Here is a 16882-nt window from a genome sequence, read left to right as displayed (position 1 = left end):
TTCCCGCCGTCGGCCCGAAACGTCGCCCGAATCACGTCTCTTATAACGCTCAGCCGCCGTATTCGGCCCGTGAAGAACGTCACCGACCGTACGAGCAACCCGTTCGGCATGCGGCCGTCCTGTCCCGAGTTCGTTCCCGGCTACGGCGACGCCAACGCGCACTTCCACGTTATCGGCGACCACCCGGGCGTTCACGGCGGCGTCGACACCGGCGTTCCGTTTACGAACGATGCGAGTCGAAAACTCCAGCAGGCGTTCGTCGACGCCGGTTTGCTCGAAACCACCGGCGACGAACCGAAAGTCGACCGGACGTTTCTCTCGTACCTCCACATGTGCGTCTCCGAGACGACGCCGACGCAGGCGTCGTACGACGACATGGAACGGTTTTTCGACGCCGAACTCCGCGCTATCGCCGCCCACGTCCTCGTGCCGGTCGGCGCGCGCGCAACCAAACACGTTCTCGAAACGTACACCGCACAGGCGTGGAAGACCGAAATCGACATGCAGAACCTCCACGCGACGGAGATGCGTGGCAGCGGATGGCTCGTCGTGCCCGTCAAAGACCCCGCCGAGTGGGAAGACGACGATGCCGACCGACTCGTCGAGGCGCTGTTGACGCTGCAGTCGACGGACTACCGCCGTGAGACCGACCTCGGACGGTTCCTCCCGGGCGACGACCCGTACCTCGTTCGCTGAGTCCACTTCGAAAAATAATTATAATTACTGGTGCTTTGAGACGACTGTCCAGCGAAGCGGACGCGTTTTTGCAATAGTGGAATACCTTGTAGCAGGTCGCTGGTTTTCTGTGTGATTTAGGTATGTTGCGCAGCAATTCAGGCCGATATTGGACCGAACCAAGGGTTTTTATTGGTATCTATCAAATCAGTAGTTGGCGTGCGTGGATGCCCATGCCGCCGTTTGCGACTGCGGACTGGTGCTCACCGCAGTGGCTTGGTCAAAAGCGGTCCGCGCTGCGGGCCGTTTCCCACTCTTCTGACGGCCGCTACGCTCCGAGCGTGAGCGACGCCGCTGAAAAATAACAGAAACCGACGCGACTACGCCGTCGGGTCGTCGGTTTGGTCGCGCAGTTCCGTCCGTCGAATCTTGCCCGTCACCGTCTTCGGCAACTCGGAGACGAACTCGACTTCTCTCGGATACTCGTGTGCGGAGAGTTCGTTTCGGACGTGTTGTTTGATGTCGTCGGCGAGGTCGTCGGACGCCGACTCGCCTTCGGCGAGAACGACGTACGCTTTCACGATGTTCCCCCGTTCGGGGTCGGGTTTCGGTACGACGGCGGCCTCCGCGACGGCGGGATGCTCGCCGAGTGACGACTCCACCTCGAAGGGACCGATGCGATACCCGGACGAGAGGATGACGTCGTCGGCGCGGCCCTCGAACCAGAAGTAGCCGTCCTCGTCTTTCTGGGCGAGGTCACCCGACAGATACCAATCGTTCTCGAAACACGCTGCCGTCTGTTCGGGTTTGTTCCAGTACTCCGCGAAGAAACAGGGGAAGTCGCCGCGGTGAGCGATTTCGCCCGTCTCGTTCGGACCCAACGGTTCGCCCGTTTCGGGGTCGACGATGTCGGAGGTCACGCCCGGAAGCGGTTTGCCCATGCTCCCGGGGCGGAGTTCCATCGTCGGGTAGTTGTTGACGACCATGTTGCCCGTCTCCGTCTGGCCGTAGGTGTCGTACACGGTCACGCCCAGTTGGTCTTCGGCCCAGTCGATGACGCCCGCGCTCAGCGGTTCGCCGATGCTCAGTGCGTGTCTGAGGTCGACGTCGACGCCTGCGAGGACTTCTTCGTTTGCCCGGAGCATCCGGTAGGCGGTGGGGACGCTGAACAGTACTGAAATCGGGTACTCGTCGAGGAGGTCCGCCCACGTCTCGGGGTCGAACTCGCCTTCGTAGGTGAACAGCGTCGTCCCCCAGAACCACGCGCCGAGGGTGTTGATAGGCCCTGTCAACCAGCCTAAGTCGGCGGTACTCCAGTAGAGGTCGTCGGACTGAAGGTCGACCGCAAAGCGCTGGGTGGCGGCGACGCCCGCGACCCACCGATGTTTGTGAAGGACACCCTTCGCTAACCCCGTGGTTCCGCTCGTGTAGTACAGAAGTGCGTCGTCCTCGCCGCCCGTTTTCGCCGCTTGGTACTCGTCGCTCGCGTCGGCCATCGCGCGGTCGAAGTCGACGTCGTCGTGGCGTTCGTCGCCCTCCCGATGTTCGCCGTGGTCGTCGTCGGTTCCGAGAACGACGACCGTCTCGACCGACGGCGCGTCGTCGAGCGCTCGTTCGACGGTGTCTTCGTTCTCGGCGGTCGTGACGACGAGTTTCGCGTCGCAGTCGTCGAGGCGGTAGGCGATGCCGTCCGGTCCGAAGCGCTCGTTGACGCTGCCCCAGACTGCGCCCCGTTTCAGCGCGCCGATAAGGGCGACGTAGTGTTCGGGCACCCGCGGCATGTAGGAGAACACCCGGTCACCGCGGTCGATTCCGAGCGATTCGAGGACGTTCGCAAAGCGATTCGACTGCTCGGCCAACTCGGCGAAGGTGAGGGTCTCGCTGTTGCCGTCCGTACCGACGTAGCGAAGCGCCACGTTGTCGTCGCCGTCGGCGTGGCGGTCGCACACTTCGTGCGCGATGTTCAGACGCTCGGGGGCGTCCCAGTCGGCTTCGCCGTAGATGTCGTTCCAGTCGAAGGAGTCGTACGTCTCCTCGTACGAGTCGAGGTTGTGCTGTGTCATCAACGAACGTGAGGGTAACCGGCAAAATAACGGTACGGACGGGTCGTTCGAGATGAATTGTCAGCCGAGTTGATTTTACAGGGACTCGGCGTACTCGCGGAACCGCTGGCCGGCGTCCGACCGAACCGGGTCGCCGTGACCCATCCCGACGACGTCGACGCCGTCAAGGTGGTCGGCCAACTGGCGGACGCTCTCGTCGTTTCTGTCGGCGTCGTAGGCCACGAGCGACGGGAGGCGTCCGAACCGGCCGTCGTCGCCGCTGACGAGGTCACCGACCAGCGCCAGTCCGTACTCGCGGTGGACGAACGCGGTGTGGCCCGGCGTATGCCCGGGTGTCCGGTAGGCGACGAACGGACCGACGGTGTCGCCGTCGACGACGCGTTCGACCGAGAGGTCGGGTACGTCGACGAACGCGCCGAGAACGCGCTGAAGCGCGCCTTTCCGGTTGCCCAGCGGCGGTTTCGCCTCGTCGAGGAGGAAACTCGCGTCGGGTTCGCTGGCGTAGACGGGCGCGTCGAGACCCTTCTCGGCTAATCCGGCGAGCGCACCGACGTGGTCGAAGTCGTAGTGTGTGAGAAGCACACGTTCGATTTCGGCGAGCGAGTAGCCGGCGCGTTCGACGTACTCGCGGAGTCGGGCCACGTCCATCGGCGTTCCCGCGTCGACGAGCGTCAGTCCGTCGGCGTCGACGAGATAGGCGTTGACGCCGCGGAGCGGTACCCGCCACGTCGTGTCGGAAGGCGGACTCATGGAGATGGCTACAACGGCCGGAAGGAAAAATCAGGCGACAGTGACAGACCGCCGCGGTTACAGTACTCACCCGCGCAGGGAGCGAAAGACGGGACCGACCGACCTCACCGCGACGCCCACAGATACCGCCCCACGTCGCCGAGAAACAGCGACGCCGAGAGTACTGGGACGACGACGGCCAGAAGCAGCGTCAAAGAGACCATCGGTGCGAGCGTGGCGCTCAGTCCCAGCGCGACGAGCGGTGCGAACGCGCCGAGAACGTAGAGCCACGTCGTTCCCGAACCGAACCGGGAGACGGTGACGACGAGCGAGAGCGGCAGCGCCACCGCACCGAGCGGGAACAGCAGCGAAGCCAGCGGCGTCGGAGCCGTCTGGACCGCCGCGAGGGTAAACTCGAAGAGGCCGCTGAGGCCGAACGAACCGGTCAGTGCCGCCGTCGGGGCGCTCACGAGTTCGTTTGCGAACGCCGCGAACGCCGCGAACTCGTACAGCACGAACTGCCCTGCCCCGGCGACGTACAGCAGTGTCGCGGCGAGAACAGCGAGCCAATGTGTGCGGAGCGTCCGGCGACGTGACGAACGGGCCTCGTTCTGTTCGCGCTGTTGGCGGCGGCGGGCGCGACGGGCCTCGCGCGCTTTCGCGCGGGCGTCGGCCGCCTCGGGGTCGTGGCCGCCGACGGTCGCACTGTTCGTTCGGTTACTCGACCGACTGCGGGTTCGGCCGGTCGAACTCGTCGAAGAGGCAGTGCTGGACGTGGTACGGGACGTCGACGCCGAGGCGGTCCCGGAGGACGAGCGACTCGTGCCCGACGACCCCGACGAACTTCGGCGTCGTGAACGCGACGACGTGTTGGAGGTCGCCGACGACGAGGACCCACCGGACGAGTCCGCGGAACCCGACGAGTCCGCCGAGTCGTCGCCGCCCCAGCGCGACGCCGAGGGGTAGCCTTTCATCCGCTTTTTCACGTACGTTCTGTGCCCCAGTCGCTCGTAGTCGGCGCGTTCGGATTCGTCCGAGAGGACGTCGTACGCGCGGCGAATCGTCTGGAACTGCGCGGTGGCGCGGTCGTCGTCGTTCACGTCGGGGTGGTACTCGCGCGCCTTCGCCCGGTAAGCGGCTTTCAGTTCCGCCTGTGTCGCGTCGTCGGAGACGCCGAGGAGGTCGTAGAAGTTCTCGGGCATACCCTGTTGCGAGAGCGCTACGCAAGCGCCTCGTTTGAATGTACCGGAGCGTGAGTTTCAAGAAAGTCAGAACGATAGCAGACCGACCGCGTAGACGAGAATCGTCGCGCCGACGGCCGCCGTCGCCGACTTCGCGTGAATCTGCCGCGCTCGCTGCCGGTCGGCGCGGCGTGCCGACGCGTCCGGAACCTCCCGTCGGTCGGTGCCGTCGTCGCTCGTATCGTAGATGCCGAGCGTCGCAAAGCCCGTACAGAAGTTGTGTCGCCCCTGAAAGTAGCCTTCCGCGACGCCGAACAGCGGAACGACCGACGCCAACAACAGCAACGTCGGCGCGCCCGTCGTGAGTACGCCCACGAACAGCCCGAGCGTCGCCACCAACGCGACGGCTCCGAGGGCGTACCGCTTTCGCTGTTCTCCTTCCCCGATGTTGCAGACACCGGGTTCGTACTCGGCCATATGGGTTCGAAGGGTCGGGTCGAAAAACCGCTGTCGACTCCCGGCACCGTAGCCGCATTCGAAAGTCCGAAACCTCATACGGGTTCGCCGAGTGGTTCGCCCGTGAAGCGAATCCAACTCGGGAACACCGTCTTCGAGGGGAAAAACGACGTATACCTCCTCGACGGGGAGACCACCGTCCTCGTCGACACCGGGGTCGCAACCGCGGCCGTCCGCGACCAACTCCGCTCCGAGTTGGCGGAGTTCAGCGTCGAGTTCGCCGACGTCGACGAGATACTCGTCACGCACTGGCACTACGACCACGCGGGCCTCGCCGGCGAGATTCAAGCCGAGAGCGACGCCGTGGTTCGCGTCCACGAGGCCGACGCACCGCTGGTCGCCGGCGAGGAGAGCGCGCTCTCCGCCGAGAACGAGACGACGCGCCGGAAACTCCGTGAGTGGGGCCTGCCCGACGACCGCCGCGAGGAACTGCTGGAGTTTCTCTCCGAACACGAGAGCCTCGCGGGTCGGCCCGCCGAGGTGACGCCCTTTGCCGACGGCGACACCTTCGCCATCGACGGCCGCGAGTTCGAAGCCGTACATCTTCCCGGCCACTCCGCCGGTCTCTCGGCCTTCGCGTTCGAAGGCGACGCGGGCGAAGAAGCGTTCGTCGGCGACGCAATCTTGCCCAAATACACGCCGAACGTCGGCGGCGCGGACGTACGCCTCGACGCCCCGCTGGAACTGTACGTCGACAGCCTCGTTCGATTCATCGACCGCGACTTCGACCGGGCGTGGCCCGGCCACCGCGACGTCATCGACGAACCCTCCGCGCGGGCGGCGACGATTCTTGAGCACCACCGCGAGCGGACCGAGAACGTCGTCGGCGTCCTCCGCGAACAGGGTCCGAGCGACCCGTGGACGGTGAGCGCCGCGCTGTTCGGCGACCTGAAGAACATCCACGTGCTCCACGGCCCCGGCGAGGCGTATGCGCACCTCGCACATCTCGCAGAACGCGGCGTCGCCGAACGCGACGGCAACGCGTACGAACTGGTCGACGAGAACCCTGATATCGACGACCTGTTCCCGACGGTCGACGACTCGGCGTAGCGCGTCTTTTCTCGTTTCGTTTTACCTGCCGTCGCCGCGATAGCCGCGGTAGAACGCGCTCAGCGTGCGGCCGAGTGCCCAGACGACAGCGAGCGCCGCGAGCGCCCCGATGGCAACTTCGAGCGAGTTTCCTGTAGATATCGAGTACCCGATGACGTAGACGAGAACGTCGGCGACGACGACAAACGCTGCGAGAACAGCGACCGAAAGCGTCGCGTGACGAACCACGTTCGTGAGGCGACTGCTCCGACTCAGCGCCGCGAACCCGTCGAGTCTGACGGCCGCGACTTCGGTTGCCACCTCGAACGAGAGAACGACGGCGATGACTGACGCGGCGGCGCGCCAGTTGCCCGAGAGTGACGTTCCAGCGAGCGAAGCCAGAATCTCGGCGGCACGTATCGTGACGAGGTAGGTGGGAAGGCCGAACAGACCGAGCGAACCGATTCGGACCGCGCCGGCGACGAGTCCGTCGTGGGTGGAGGGCGACATACCAGTCAGTGTACCGTCATCTGTGAAAAACCTGTGCTCGGGGTCGTCGCCGGGTGTCGCGGCCGACAGAAAGACGAAACACTAAACCGGCCCGGAGGGAAAGCAAGCGGCATGGAACTGCGGGTCATCGACAAGACCGACGAGGAACTCCGCATCGAAGTCGCCGGGGAAGACCACACGTTCATGAACGTCCTCAAGGGCGCGCTCTTGGAGACAGAGAGCGTCGTCGCCGCGACGTACGACATGAACCCCGAACAGTCGGGTGGACAGACCGACCCCGTGTTGACCATCAAGACCGACGGCACCGACCCGCTCGACGCGCTCGGCGACGCCGCCGGCCTCGTCCAGACACAGATGGGCACCCTCCGCGACGCCTACGAGTCGGCCGCCGGCGCGTAACGACTCGACGCAACTCGACTGTTCTCTCTGTCTTTCTGCTCTCTCTCTCTCTACGCTTCGGCGCTGTAGCCCTCTCCGGACTCGTACGTTTTCTCACCCGCTTCGATAGCGACGTCGAGCCAGTTTTCGACCGGGACCATCGGGCACTCGTAGCGCGCTGAGTACGCACAGAACGGGTTGTACGCGAGGTTGAAGTCGACGACCCAGCGGTCGTTCGCTCTGTCTTCGTCGGCGTGTAAGTCGAGATAGCGGCCCGCACCGTACGTCTCTTCGCCACTGGTGTCGTCGCGGAACGGCACCCAGAGACCGGGGTCGTCCTCGTCTCGGCGATAGGCCTGCAGCGTCTGCTCCTCACCGTCTATCTCGAACCGAAATTCGCCCCATCGGAGGTACTCGCGTTCGCCGTCGGCGGTCGTTGCGACGACGACGGCTTCTTTCTCGTCGTGGTCGTGCAAATCGAGTTCGAATCGGTAGTCGTCGTCCGGCGGATAGTAGTCCAGTCCCACGAAATCCGGTTGCTCGGTCTCTGGAATCGGTGACCGGGAACTGTCTCGGAAGTACTCGTTTTTGTCGTCGCGGTGCTGTTCGAGCGTCGCTTCCCAGTCGGTCGGTGTACTCATAGACGATGCTACGACAGGCAGATAAATCAGCGTTCGTCGTACGTGCTGACGGCGCGCCCCACAGCGAAAAGAACGAGCAGGCGGCGGTGAACGAGAAACGGCGACGATTACAGTCGAACCGGTACGTCTCGGTCGTCGAGATACGTCTTGACGTCCTGAATCGAGTACTCGTCGAAGTGGAAGATAGAAGCCGCGAGGCCGGCGTCGGCACCCGCTTCGGTGAACACCTCGTACATGTCCTCGGGACCACCACATCCCGAGGAGGCGATGACGGGCGTCGAGACGGCGTCACAGACGGCTTTGGTGAGCGGAATGTCGTAGCCGTCCTTGGTGCCGTCGGCGTCGATTGAGTTGACGAACAGTTCGCCCGCGCCGCGGGATTCGGCTTCTTCGGCCCACGAGACGACGTCGACGCCGGTGCCTTCACGACCGCCTTTGACGGTACACTCGAACCAGCAGGACTCGCCGTCGACCTGCGCGTAGTAGTCGCCCTCCTCGTCGTAGCGGCGGCGGGCATCGACGCTGATGACCATACACTGGCTGCCGAACGCTGCCGCGCCCTCGGTGATGAGTTCGGGGCGTTCGAGCGCCGCGGTGTTTATCGATACCTTGTCCGCGCCGGCGCGGAGCGTCTCCTTGATGTCCTCACGTGTCCGAATCCCGCCGCCGACGGTGAGCGGGATGAACACCTCGTCGGCGACGCGCGAGACGGTGTCGAGCATCGTCTCGCGGCCGTCGGCGGAGGCCGTGATGTCGAGGAAGACGAACTCGTCCGCGCCCGCCTCGTTGTACAGTTTGGCCATCTCCACCGGGTCGCCGGTGTATTTGAGGTCCTCGAAGTTGACGCCGGTGTACACGGCCGGGTTGCCGTCGTCGTCCAAGTCGACGTCGATACAGGGGATGATGCGCTTCGTCAGCATTCGTTGTCCGAGAATTCGCGGGTGGCGGGTTTCACGGTTTCGACTACGGTGAGTCTCGTCGGAAGCCTCCATGGAGCAGTGGCTCGTGGCAACCGTCCACGAGGCAGTCGCTCGTGAATCGGTGGCGAGTGGTTGGGAACCGAGTAGGAACCGCCGACAAAGCGGTCGCTCGTCGGAAGTTAGCTGCAAGAGAGGAAATAGAGAGATGCTGACACACCGTTTCGCTCACCACCTTCATGGTGGTCGGGCCGTGAAGGCTCCGACGACTAGTTCGTCTATTCTCCGGCCGGTAGTAATCGTCGCCCACATGGATAGGCTGGCCATTCGCCTGGATACCCTTCCGAGGACTGTCGAAGCCGTTTCCACAGATAGTTCGTCTCACAACAGCTCTGAAAGCCGTTTATCCAGGGTGCTGATGCGTATGTGGGTCGCAAATCGCGGCTTCAGAGTCTACCCATAGCAGATTGGGTTGGATTTCGGGACCGTTTCCGAATCGGTACTCGTGCTAGCGTGTATGGTGCATCAGCGGAGTCGATAGACGCGACTCTCCCACGGACGAAGCGCCAGTGCGTCCACGTCGTGTTCGACCGGCGGCCCGTCGGCGGCGTCGTAGTTACCGAGTAGCAGTTCGGCCGTCGTGTCGTCGAGTTCCTCCCGAAGGGAGTCAGGGAGTTCGAACGCCGTCTTTCGCTCGGCGAAGTTCAAGAGGACGAGCGCCAGTTCGTCGCCGAGCGTTCGCGTGTACGCCCAGAGTCTGCCGTGGTCGTGGTAGTACTGGTCGTACTCGCCGTAAACGAGTACGTCGTTTCCTTTCCGCGTGTCGATAAGTCGGCGGTAGTAGTTCCACACCGACGCGGGGTCCTCGCGGGCGGCCTCGACGTTTATCTCTTGGTGATTTGGGTTGACGTTTATCCACGGCTCGCCGTCGGTGAAGCCGGCGTTCTCGTCGTCGGACCACTGGACCGGGGTGCGGGCGTTGTCACGACTGTTCTCGCGCAGACCGCCTTTTACTTCCTCGAACGACCCGACGTGACCGGAGTCGAGTGCGTCGCGGACGGGGTTGATGGTCTCTACGTCGCGGAACTCCGAGAGCGACTCGAACGGATAGTTCGTCATCCCGATTTCGGCCCCTTGGAAGACGTACGGCGTCCCTCGGAGCGTGAACAGCAGCGTCGCCAGCAGTTTCGCCGACTCCTCGCGGTACTCACCGTCGTCGCCGAAACGCGAGACGAGGCGTGGCTGGTCGTGGTTGCTCAAGTAGAGGCTGTTCCATCCCTCCGGAAAGAGACCGTTCTGCCAGCGGCTGAACACGCGTTTGAGTTCCCCGAGGTCGTACTCGTGGTAGTCCCAGATGTTCTCGCCTTGGTCGAGTAGCACGTGGTCGAAGTGAAACAGCGTGTCCAAACCGTCGCCGTTCTCGCCGACGTACGAAAGCGCCTCCTCCATCGACATCTCCTGTCCGATCATCTCGCCGACGGTGAACACGTCGCGGTCGGCGAGCACCCGGTCGCCCATCTCGCCGATGTAGTCGTGGACCTTCGGGCCGTCGATGGTGCCGCCGAAGTCGTCGTGGACGTGCGGCGGGTCGTGTTGGGTGATGCTGTCGGGTTTCGAGACGAGGTTGATGACGTCCATCCGGAAGCCGTCGATGCCTTTCTCCAGCCACCACTCCATCATCTCGAAGACGTCGTCTCGAACGTCGGGGTTCTCCCAGTTGAGGTCCGGCTGTTTTTCGTCGAACAGATGCATGTACCACCGTTCGGACTCCTCGTCGTACGCCCACGCGGGACCGCCGAAAAACGAGCCCCACTCGTTCGGCGGTGCCTCGTGTTCGGGGCCTTCGTGGCCGGTGAATCCGTCGACGTCCGTCCGTCCCTGCCGCCAGATGTAGTAGTCTCGGTAGTCGCTGTCGGGGTCGCGCGACTTCGTAAACCACGCGTGCTCGTCGGAACTGTGGTTCACCACGAGGTCCATGATGAGACGGATATCCCGCTCGTGGAGTCCCTCCAGTAGCGCCTCCCAGTCGTCCATCGTCCCGAACTCGTCCATAATCGACCGATAGTCGGCGATGTCGTAGCCGTTGTCCGCGTTCGGCGACTCGTAGACGGGGTTGAGCCAGACGATGTCGATGCCGAGGTCGTCGAGGTAGTCGAGTTTCTCGATTATCCCGGGGATGTCGCCGACGCCGTCGCCGTCGCTGTCGTTGAAACTGCGTGGATAAATCTGGTAGACGACCGACTCCTTCCACCACGCCCGGTCGACGTGCGCGGGGTCGTCGTCCTCGCTCGTCGTGTCCTGAATCTCCTTCACGCGCTCACCCACGCGGGGAGGCCATTTAGTTGTGTTTTTAGTAGGCAGGTGCAGAACCCATCTCCATGGCCGACCAGAGCAAACCGAGCGAGCGCCGCAACGTCGAGGAAGGAACGGAACCGCACCAGGAAGCAGAGGACACCATGGCGGGCGCGCGAACGACCGCCCCCCAGAGCGCCTACACCACCAGTCAGGTCGGCACGGGCTTCGTCGTCCTCCTCGTTGGCCTCCTCGTCGTGTTCGGTATCCCGCTGCTTCTGGCCTGAACCGAGAACGAAAGAGACGGATTTTCGGCGATGTTTTTGGTAAGCCTAAAAAACTAGGACTCCGTTCGGAGAAACGATGAGCGAAACGACCGGGCGGGGAGAGGCGAAAGCGGACCCCGAACCGGAGGCCGACCGACGAAACGGAGACCGAACCGATACCGAACTCGACGAGAAGCGACACGAATCGTACACGTTCGACGACGTGAGCGTCGTGATGGGGACGTACGACGAGGAGGCGGCCATCAGCGCCGTACTCGACGACATCGACGAGGTGACCGACGGCCGCGCCGAAGTCGTCTGCGTCGACGGGTCGTCGGACCGGACCCCGGAGATAGCCCGCGAGCACGGCGCGCGAGTCGTCCGCCAGCACCCGCAGGGATACGGCGTCGCCGTCGAAGCGGCGCTGACAGCGGCGTCGCGCCCGGTCGTCGTCACTACCGACTGCGACGGCACGTACCCGATGGAGCAACTGCCGCAGTTTCTCGACGCTATCAACGACGGCTACGACGTGGTGAGCGGTGACCGCCTCTACCACGGCGCAGAGGCGATGCCCGCGTTCAACCGCTTCGGTAACGCCGCGTTCGCACTGCTGGCGAGCGGACTGATGGGCGAACGCGTCCACGACACGACGACGGGGATGCGCGCGTATCGCCGGGAGGTTATCGACGACATCGCGTGGACCGAGAACACGGGACTTTCGGCTGAGCTTCTCATCCGGCCGCTGATGCGCGAGTACGCCGTGACCGAGCTTCCTATCGAGTACGACGAGCGACTCGGCGAGACGAAACTCGACCCGCTCGGCGGCGGCGCGGCCATCGCGAAATCAATCGTGCGCGTCTGTCTCGAAGAACGGCGTCGGTGAGCGTTTAGAGCCGCGAATCGAGGTCGTCGGCGACGCGGAGTGCCAGCGCGGCGATGGTGAGCGTCGGGTTCATCGCGCCGCTGGTCACGAACGCGCTGGAGGAGGGAATCCAGAGGTTCGAGAGGTCGTGCGTTCGGAGTCGGGAGTCGACGACGCTCGATTCGGGGTCCGTCCCCATCCGCGTCGTCCCCATGTGGTGGTACGCCGGACCAGTGTTGTCGGGACCGACCGACCACTGGATGTCGACGCCCATCGCTTCCAGTATCCTGCGTTGAATCTCGTTTGCTCGCTTGAGCGTCCGCTTCGTCCGGTCGTCGACGCGCCAGTGAATCGCCGGCACGGGGTTGCCGTGGTCGTCGGTCCGCTCGGGGTCCAACGAAATGCGGTTCTCCGCGCGCGGTAGTTGTCCGACGAGCGCACCCATGGCGACGTGGTTGCCGTACCCTTCGCGCAGTTGTGAGAGTAGGTCGTCGCCCCACGTTTCTGCACCCAGTGCCATCTCGACCGGCGAAGGGCCGGCGTAGTTGAGAAACTCCAGTTTGATTGGTCCGAGGTCCGCGTCGGTCGCAGGAATCGCGCCGTCGGTTCCCTTCGCGCCCGCACCGGGGTCGTCGTAGAACTGGTGGCTCTCGGTCGTGATGAACCCGACGTGGTTCTGTCGCGTCCGTTTCTCGACGGTGCCACCCATCCCGGCGAACAGGTGGTCCATGAAGTACCGACCGACGGCACCCGAGGAGTTTGCGAGGCCGTCGGGGTACTGCTCGGACGCGGAGAGAAGCAGCAGTCGCGGGTTCTCGACGCCGCCGCAGGCGAGAACGAACGCTCGTGCCTCCTGTCTGAACTCCTCGCTCTCGGGCGTCGCGTAGACGGCCGCCTCCACACGTTCGCCCGCAGCGTCGTGTTCGAGTCGCTGGACGGGAACCTGGTCAAGAACGCGTGCACCGGCCTGTTCGGCTTTTTCGACGTGGCTCTCGGCGGTGTACTTCGCACCGGAGGGACACACCGGTTTGCACGTGCCGAACCCGACGCAGGCCGACCGGCCGTCGTACGGTTCGGAGTTGCGCGCGTTCGGCACCGAGTGCGTCGTCACGCCGACTCGTTCGCACGCCTCGGCGAACAGCGAATCGCTGTACGATGGCTCGAACGCGGGGAGTGGGTGCGGGTCGTCGCGGGGGGGTGCGAACGGGTTGTCCGACGCGCCAGCGACGCCCAGCGCCGCTTCGGCCTCGGCGTAGTACGGCGCGAGTGTCTCGTAGTCGACGGGCCAATCGGCGGCGACGCCGTTGCGACTCTCTCGGCGAAAATCCGACTCGTGGAGGCGCATCACCATTCCCTGCCAGTGCAGCGTCGACCCGCCGACACCTTTCACGCGGGCGACGTTCAGGGGATAAAACCGCTCGCCGGGCGTCGTGAACGCGTCTCTCGGGCCGCCCATCGCCCAGACAGAGCGGTCGTCTGCCGACGGTCGGATAGCCCGTTCCATCCGTTCGAGGCGCTCTGCCGGGTCGAATCGGGGACCCGCTTCGAGAACGACTACGTCGTGGCCGCGTTCGGCGAGTCGGTGGGCGACGAGTCCGCCCGCCGGACCCGCGCCGACGACACAGACGTCGACGCGTCCGCTCGGTGTTCGGTCCGGTGAGTCAGCGCCCGCTTCGTCGTTCGTTTCGCCCGTGTCCTCCGCGCCCTTCGCTTCGTCCGTGCTGTCCGTATCGCCTGCACTCATCGCTTCGGCCCCCGCCTGTAACTATCAGTGCCGCCGGCGTGTCCCTGCGGGTTCTCGATGCCGACCAGTTTGCCCCCCGTGGGCGACGTGTAGAGTGCGTACTGCAGTTCGTTGACGACGTAGTAACGGACGCGCTGGGCGGGCCGGCCGTCCGGAATCGGGTCGGCCGTCTCCACGCCCATCTGGCGAAGCAGTTCGTCGCGGTCCTCACGCGACAACTCCGACACCGGCGCACCGAACCACTCGGCGGCGTACTCCTCGACGAGCGCCGCCGTCTCGACGACGCCGCGTTCGTACTCCGGCCGAGCGGACGCCCGCCCGACGACGTAGGTTTCGACGAATTCGCCGACGTTTTCGACCGCCGACGGATAGACCGCCTCTGCGAGCGCAACGAGCGTCTCGCCGGTCGGAACCGACGACGACTTCTCGTCGGCAGCGTCGGCGTCGTCCATCTCGTCGAGACGGTCCCACGCGAGCGCACCGACGCTGCCGACGGCGATACCGCCACCTGCGAGCGCCGCCAGTGCGTCCCGTCTCGTCAACTCCATCGTCGAACGTTTAGGCCAACCTAAACAAAGAAGTTGTGTTTCCTCCACGGCGTCGGCACTCTGTTTCGGCTTCGGAGTTCGCCGCTCCCGACGTGGCGAGCGCGAGTAGTCACGTCGACTTCTCGTTCCGCCAGCGGTGGATTACGTCCGCGACCGATTCTTCGACCGCTACACCCCCGACGCTCGCCGAGAGGCCCGTCGTCTCGAACATCTCTCGCACGTCGGACTCTGCCCCTGCGAACCGAAGATCGATTTCGCGCGAACCGAGTCGGGTTTGGAGTTTTTCGAGCATCTGTGCCGCCTCGAAATCGACCGTCGGCGACGACGTGAGGTCGAACACCACGAGTTCGACCGTCGAGTCGCGGGCGGTGAGACGGTCGAGCAGGTCGCCTCGAACCGTCGGTGCGTTCGCGTAGAACAGTTCGGCTTCGACGCGGTAGACGAACACGTCCGGAAGCGTCGTCGCCGCCGGATACAGTTCGATAGAGACGAAGTGGTCCGTCCCGGCTAGCTGGCCGAGTTCGTGCGTCGGTGGGCTGCTGACGCGCGATATCGCGACGAGGAGCGAGGAGACGACGCCGACGAAGACGCCCCAGAGCATGCCGAACGCGAGCACGCCCACGAGTGCCGCCAGTGCGATGGCGAACTCGCTTTTGCTCACGCGGAACAGTTGGCGCAGCGCCGCCGTGTCGATGAGACCCGTGACGGCGACGATGACCACCGCCGCGAGAACGGTTTCGGGAAGCGTCGTGAACACGCCGGTGAGAAAGAGCAAAACGACGACGAGAACGACGGCGATGACCGCGTTCGTGAGTTGGGTTTTTCCGCCGACGGCGTCGTTCAGCGCCGACCGCGACATGCTCCCGCCGACGGCGAACCCGCCGCCGAGACCCGCCGCGAGATTGGCCGCGCCGTCGGCGAGAAGCTCCTGATTGGCGTCCGTCCGGTAGTCGTGACGCCGAGCGAACGTCTCGACCACGCCGATGCCCTCCACATAGGAGAGCAGAAACAGCGCGGCGGCGACGGGGAGTATCGCACTGAGCGTTGCGACGTCCGGCACTGTAGGAAGCGTCAACGACGGCAACCCGCTCGGTATCGGACCGACGATGTCGACGCCGCGGGCTTCCAAGTTCGTCACCGCCATCACCACGATTGCCAGCGCGACGACAGCGAGCGCGTTCGGTGCGCGAGGCAGAAACCGCTCACCGACGAGCAGTAGAAGAATGGCCGAGAGGCCGACGACGACTGTCTCGGGGTTCGCTGCCCCCAAATGCGTCGCCGTGAACCACACCCGCTCGAAGAAGATACCCGACGCGCCGTCGATACCGAACAGTTTGCCGAGTTGCGTCGACATGATGTACAACGCGGCACCGGCGGAAAACCCCGTGAGCACGGAGCCCGAGATGAAGTGGACGAGAAACCCCAACTTGAGCGTCCACGCGAGCACTGCACCGAGACCGACGAGAAGGGTGGTCAGCGCGACGAGCGTCGGATACGACGCGGACGACCCCGCAGCGACGGCACCGACGCCGCTGGCGAGAAGAATCGCCAGCGCCGACGACGGGCCGACGATGAGTTGCCGAGACGTCCCGAAGAAGAAGTAGACGGAAACTGCGAGCAGTCCCGCGTACAGTCCCGTCTCGGGTGGGAGATTCGCAAGAGAGGCGTACGCCAACCCCTCGGGGATGACGGCCGCGGCGACCGTGATACCGGCGACGACGTCCGCTCGAAGCCACCCTCTGTCGTACTGCGGGAGCCACTCGAACACCGGCAGGGTCGGCGCGAGTCGCCGGACGATTCGGCTTTCGAGGCGTTTTGTCGACATTGACCATCACCCGAAACCACCGTGAACTTCGTCGGCGTCGTTCGCGGCCGAGGACGCTTCGTTCCGTCTCCGGCGGCTTCTCGTCTAAAACAGACGACACGTGCGGAGAAATAGCCCTCAGACAGCTTCGAGAGAGTGTCTCACGAACCGACTCTCGACCCGCGAAATCGAGCCGAAGAGACGTTCACGCAGTCGTTTCGGACCGCATCACCGTCCCGCTATCCGTCTATCTCGGCGGCACAGTTCGGACACCGAAGTTCGAGGCCGCTGTCTGTCACCGACACCGCGAGTACGTCGCTGTCACCGCAGGCGGGGCAGGTGTTCGGGACGCGAATCTCCGTCGACTCCTTCGGTGCGCCGAGTGCGAGCGCCGCAACTCGCTCGTCGCTCTCGTTTCGCCCCTGCTGGAACTCGCCGGGGGCGAACCGAATCGCCTCGTTCTCCGCTACTTCGACCGTCTCCGTCTCGCCGTTCGGGTCGGATTTCGTCTCGAACGTCGCGGTGCCTTCGAGTACGTAGAACAGTTCCTCTTGGTCCAAATGCGCGTGGAGGCCGCTCGTGAACGCCTCGCCGGGGTCGACCCCGTAGTAGTTCAGCGCCACGTCCGTCGCGCCCAGCAGGTCGGTCAGCGGCCGGCGGTCGAGTTCGCCGTCGAGGCTCATCGGTCGTACGTCGTCGATGTCGACTTTCTCCATGCGAGTACACT

17 protein-coding genes are annotated in these 16882 nt (G+C 64.5%); 5 read left to right on the top strand and 12 right to left on the bottom strand.

Annotated elements, in window-relative coordinates; genetic code table 11:
- Positions 1 to 69 precede the first annotated feature (69 nt).
- Positions 70 to 696: a uracil-DNA glycosylase family protein gene (locus tag AUR64_RS07620; RefSeq protein ID WP_058581335.1), complete on the top strand. Its 627-nt coding sequence runs from the start codon at positions 70 to 72 to the stop codon at positions 694 to 696.
- 359 nt (positions 697 to 1055) lie between these two features.
- Here the strand turns inward: AUR64_RS07620 and AUR64_RS07615 are convergent, their stop codons facing one another.
- From AUR64_RS07615 to AUR64_RS07600, 4 genes are all read right to left on the bottom strand, one after another.
- Positions 1056 to 2738: an acyl-CoA synthetase gene (locus AUR64_RS07615; RefSeq protein WP_058581334.1), complete on the bottom strand. Its 1683-nt coding sequence runs from the start codon at positions 2736 to 2738 to the stop codon at positions 1056 to 1058.
- Between the two features lie 75 nt (positions 2739 to 2813).
- Positions 2814 to 3488 (bottom strand): MBL fold metallo-hydrolase, encoded by a 675-nt coding sequence (locus AUR64_RS07610; protein ID WP_058581333.1) that lies wholly within the window; start codon positions 3486 to 3488, stop codon positions 2814 to 2816.
- Positions 3489 to 3592: 104 nt separating this feature from the next.
- Positions 3593 to 4669, bottom strand: coding sequence for a J domain-containing protein (locus AUR64_RS07605; protein ID WP_058581332.1), 1077 nt, complete (start codon positions 4667 to 4669; stop codon positions 3593 to 3595).
- Between the two features lie 66 nt (positions 4670 to 4735).
- On the bottom strand, positions 4736 to 5125 hold the full coding sequence (locus AUR64_RS07600; protein WP_058581331.1) for a hypothetical protein: 390 nt from the start codon (positions 5123 to 5125) through the stop codon (positions 4736 to 4738).
- A gap of 102 nt (positions 5126 to 5227) precedes the next feature.
- Here AUR64_RS07600 and AUR64_RS07595 point away from each other — a divergent pair, with 102 nt between their 5' ends.
- Entirely contained in the window at positions 5228 to 6214 is a 987-nt protein-coding gene (locus tag AUR64_RS07595) for an MBL fold metallo-hydrolase (protein ID WP_058581853.1), read from the top strand.
- Between the two features lie 21 nt (positions 6215 to 6235).
- Here AUR64_RS07595 and AUR64_RS07590 read toward each other — a convergent pair whose 3' ends face one another.
- Positions 6236 to 6703 (bottom strand): hypothetical protein, encoded by a 468-nt coding sequence (locus AUR64_RS07590; RefSeq protein WP_058581330.1) that lies wholly within the window; start codon positions 6701 to 6703, stop codon positions 6236 to 6238.
- Positions 6704 to 6814: 111 nt separating this feature from the next.
- Here AUR64_RS07590 and AUR64_RS07585 point away from each other — a divergent pair, with 111 nt between their 5' ends.
- On the top strand, positions 6815 to 7102 hold the full coding sequence (locus tag AUR64_RS07585; RefSeq protein WP_058581852.1) for a DNA-directed RNA polymerase subunit L: 288 nt from the start codon (positions 6815 to 6817) through the stop codon (positions 7100 to 7102).
- Between the two features lie 50 nt (positions 7103 to 7152).
- On the opposite strand, the gene AUR64_RS07580 is transcribed toward AUR64_RS07585, so the two are convergent.
- The 3 genes from AUR64_RS07580 to AUR64_RS07570 form a co-directional block, all read right to left on the bottom strand.
- Positions 7153 to 7722, bottom strand: coding sequence for a DUF1684 domain-containing protein (locus tag AUR64_RS07580; RefSeq protein ID WP_058581329.1), 570 nt, complete (start codon positions 7720 to 7722; stop codon positions 7153 to 7155).
- A 107-nt stretch (positions 7723 to 7829) separates the two neighbouring features.
- On the bottom strand, positions 7830 to 8642 hold the full coding sequence (hisF, locus tag AUR64_RS07575) for an imidazole glycerol phosphate synthase subunit HisF (RefSeq protein ID WP_058581851.1): 813 nt from the start codon (positions 8640 to 8642) through the stop codon (positions 7830 to 7832).
- A 522-nt stretch (positions 8643 to 9164) separates the two neighbouring features.
- Positions 9165 to 10952 (bottom strand): glycoside hydrolase family 13 protein, encoded by a 1788-nt coding sequence (locus AUR64_RS07570; protein WP_240479595.1) that lies wholly within the window; start codon positions 10950 to 10952, stop codon positions 9165 to 9167.
- Positions 10953 to 11017: 65 nt separating this feature from the next.
- Here AUR64_RS07570 and AUR64_RS07565 point away from each other — a divergent pair, with 65 nt between their 5' ends.
- Together AUR64_RS07565 and AUR64_RS07560 are read left to right on the top strand one after the other, a co-directional pair.
- Positions 11018 to 11218 (top strand): DUF7550 family protein, encoded by a 201-nt coding sequence (locus AUR64_RS07565; RefSeq protein WP_058581328.1) that lies wholly within the window; start codon positions 11018 to 11020, stop codon positions 11216 to 11218.
- 214 nt (positions 11219 to 11432) lie between these two features.
- Positions 11433 to 12080, top strand: a complete 648-nt coding sequence (locus tag AUR64_RS07560; protein ID WP_240479600.1) for a dolichyl-phosphate hexose transferase — start codon at positions 11433 to 11435, stop codon at positions 12078 to 12080.
- Between the two features lie 4 nt (positions 12081 to 12084).
- Here AUR64_RS07560 and AUR64_RS07555 read toward each other — a convergent pair whose 3' ends face one another.
- From AUR64_RS07555 to AUR64_RS07540, 4 genes are all read right to left on the bottom strand, one after another.
- A complete protein-coding gene (locus tag AUR64_RS07555; protein WP_082230651.1) occupies positions 12085 to 13803 on the bottom strand; it encodes a GMC family oxidoreductase in 1719 nt (572 codons plus the stop codon).
- Positions 13800 to 14351, bottom strand: coding sequence for a gluconate 2-dehydrogenase subunit 3 family protein (locus tag AUR64_RS07550; protein WP_058581326.1), 552 nt, complete (start codon positions 14349 to 14351; stop codon positions 13800 to 13802). The genes AUR64_RS07555 and AUR64_RS07550 overlap by 4 nt, the downstream gene beginning before the upstream one ends.
- 109 nt (positions 14352 to 14460) lie before the next feature.
- Positions 14461 to 16176: a SulP family inorganic anion transporter gene (locus AUR64_RS07545; protein WP_058581325.1), complete on the bottom strand. Its 1716-nt coding sequence runs from the start codon at positions 16174 to 16176 to the stop codon at positions 14461 to 14463.
- A gap of 218 nt (positions 16177 to 16394) precedes the next feature.
- Positions 16395 to 16871 (bottom strand): cupin domain-containing protein, encoded by a 477-nt coding sequence (locus tag AUR64_RS07540; RefSeq protein WP_058581324.1) that lies wholly within the window; start codon positions 16869 to 16871, stop codon positions 16395 to 16397.
- Positions 16872 to 16882: the final 11 nt, after the last annotated feature.

Origin of the sequence: Haloprofundus marisrubri (assembly GCF_001469955.1) — an archaeon.
In the GTDB taxonomy this organism is placed as follows: domain Archaea; phylum Halobacteriota; class Halobacteria; order Halobacteriales; family Haloferacaceae; genus Haloprofundus; species Haloprofundus marisrubri.
The sequence above is the reverse complement of the archived record's forward strand: the minus strand, read 5'-3'. Positions and strand labels throughout refer to the sequence as shown.

Excerpts from the sequence above, each read along its gene's own strand:
- AUR64_RS07615 (WP_058581334.1), bottom strand. The coding sequence starts at position 2,738 with ATGACACAGCACAACCTCGACTCGTACGAGGAGACGTACGACTCCTTC.
- AUR64_RS07610 (WP_058581333.1), bottom strand. The coding sequence starts at position 3,488 with ATGAGTCCGCCTTCCGACACGACGTGGCGGGTACCGCTCCGCGGCGTC.
- AUR64_RS07605 (WP_058581332.1), bottom strand. The coding sequence starts at position 4,669 with ATGCCCGAGAACTTCTACGACCTCCTCGGCGTCTCCGACGACGCGACA.
- AUR64_RS07600 (WP_058581331.1), bottom strand. The coding sequence starts at position 5,125 with ATGGCCGAGTACGAACCCGGTGTCTGCAACATCGGGGAAGGAGAACAG.
- AUR64_RS07590 (WP_058581330.1), bottom strand. The coding sequence starts at position 6,703 with ATGTCGCCCTCCACCCACGACGGACTCGTCGCCGGCGCGGTCCGAATC.
- AUR64_RS07585 (WP_058581852.1), top strand. The coding sequence starts at position 6,815 with ATGGAACTGCGGGTCATCGACAAGACCGACGAGGAACTCCGCATCGAA.
- AUR64_RS07580 (WP_058581329.1), bottom strand. The coding sequence starts at position 7,722 with ATGAGTACACCGACCGACTGGGAAGCGACGCTCGAACAGCACCGCGAC.
- hisF (WP_058581851.1), bottom strand. The coding sequence starts at position 8,642 with ATGCTGACGAAGCGCATCATCCCCTGTATCGACGTCGACTTGGACGAC.
- AUR64_RS07565 (WP_058581328.1), top strand. The coding sequence starts at position 11,018 with ATGGCCGACCAGAGCAAACCGAGCGAGCGCCGCAACGTCGAGGAAGGA.
- AUR64_RS07560 (WP_240479600.1), top strand. The coding sequence starts at position 11,433 with ATGGGGACGTACGACGAGGAGGCGGCCATCAGCGCCGTACTCGACGAC.
- AUR64_RS07555 (WP_082230651.1), bottom strand. The coding sequence starts at position 13,803 with ATGAGTGCAGGCGATACGGACAGCACGGACGAAGCGAAGGGCGCGGAG.
- AUR64_RS07550 (WP_058581326.1), bottom strand. The coding sequence starts at position 14,351 with ATGGAGTTGACGAGACGGGACGCACTGGCGGCGCTCGCAGGTGGCGGT.
- AUR64_RS07545 (WP_058581325.1), bottom strand. The coding sequence starts at position 16,176 with ATGTCGACAAAACGCCTCGAAAGCCGAATCGTCCGGCGACTCGCGCCG.
- AUR64_RS07540 (WP_058581324.1), bottom strand. The coding sequence starts at position 16,871 with ATGGAGAAAGTCGACATCGACGACGTACGACCGATGAGCCTCGACGGC.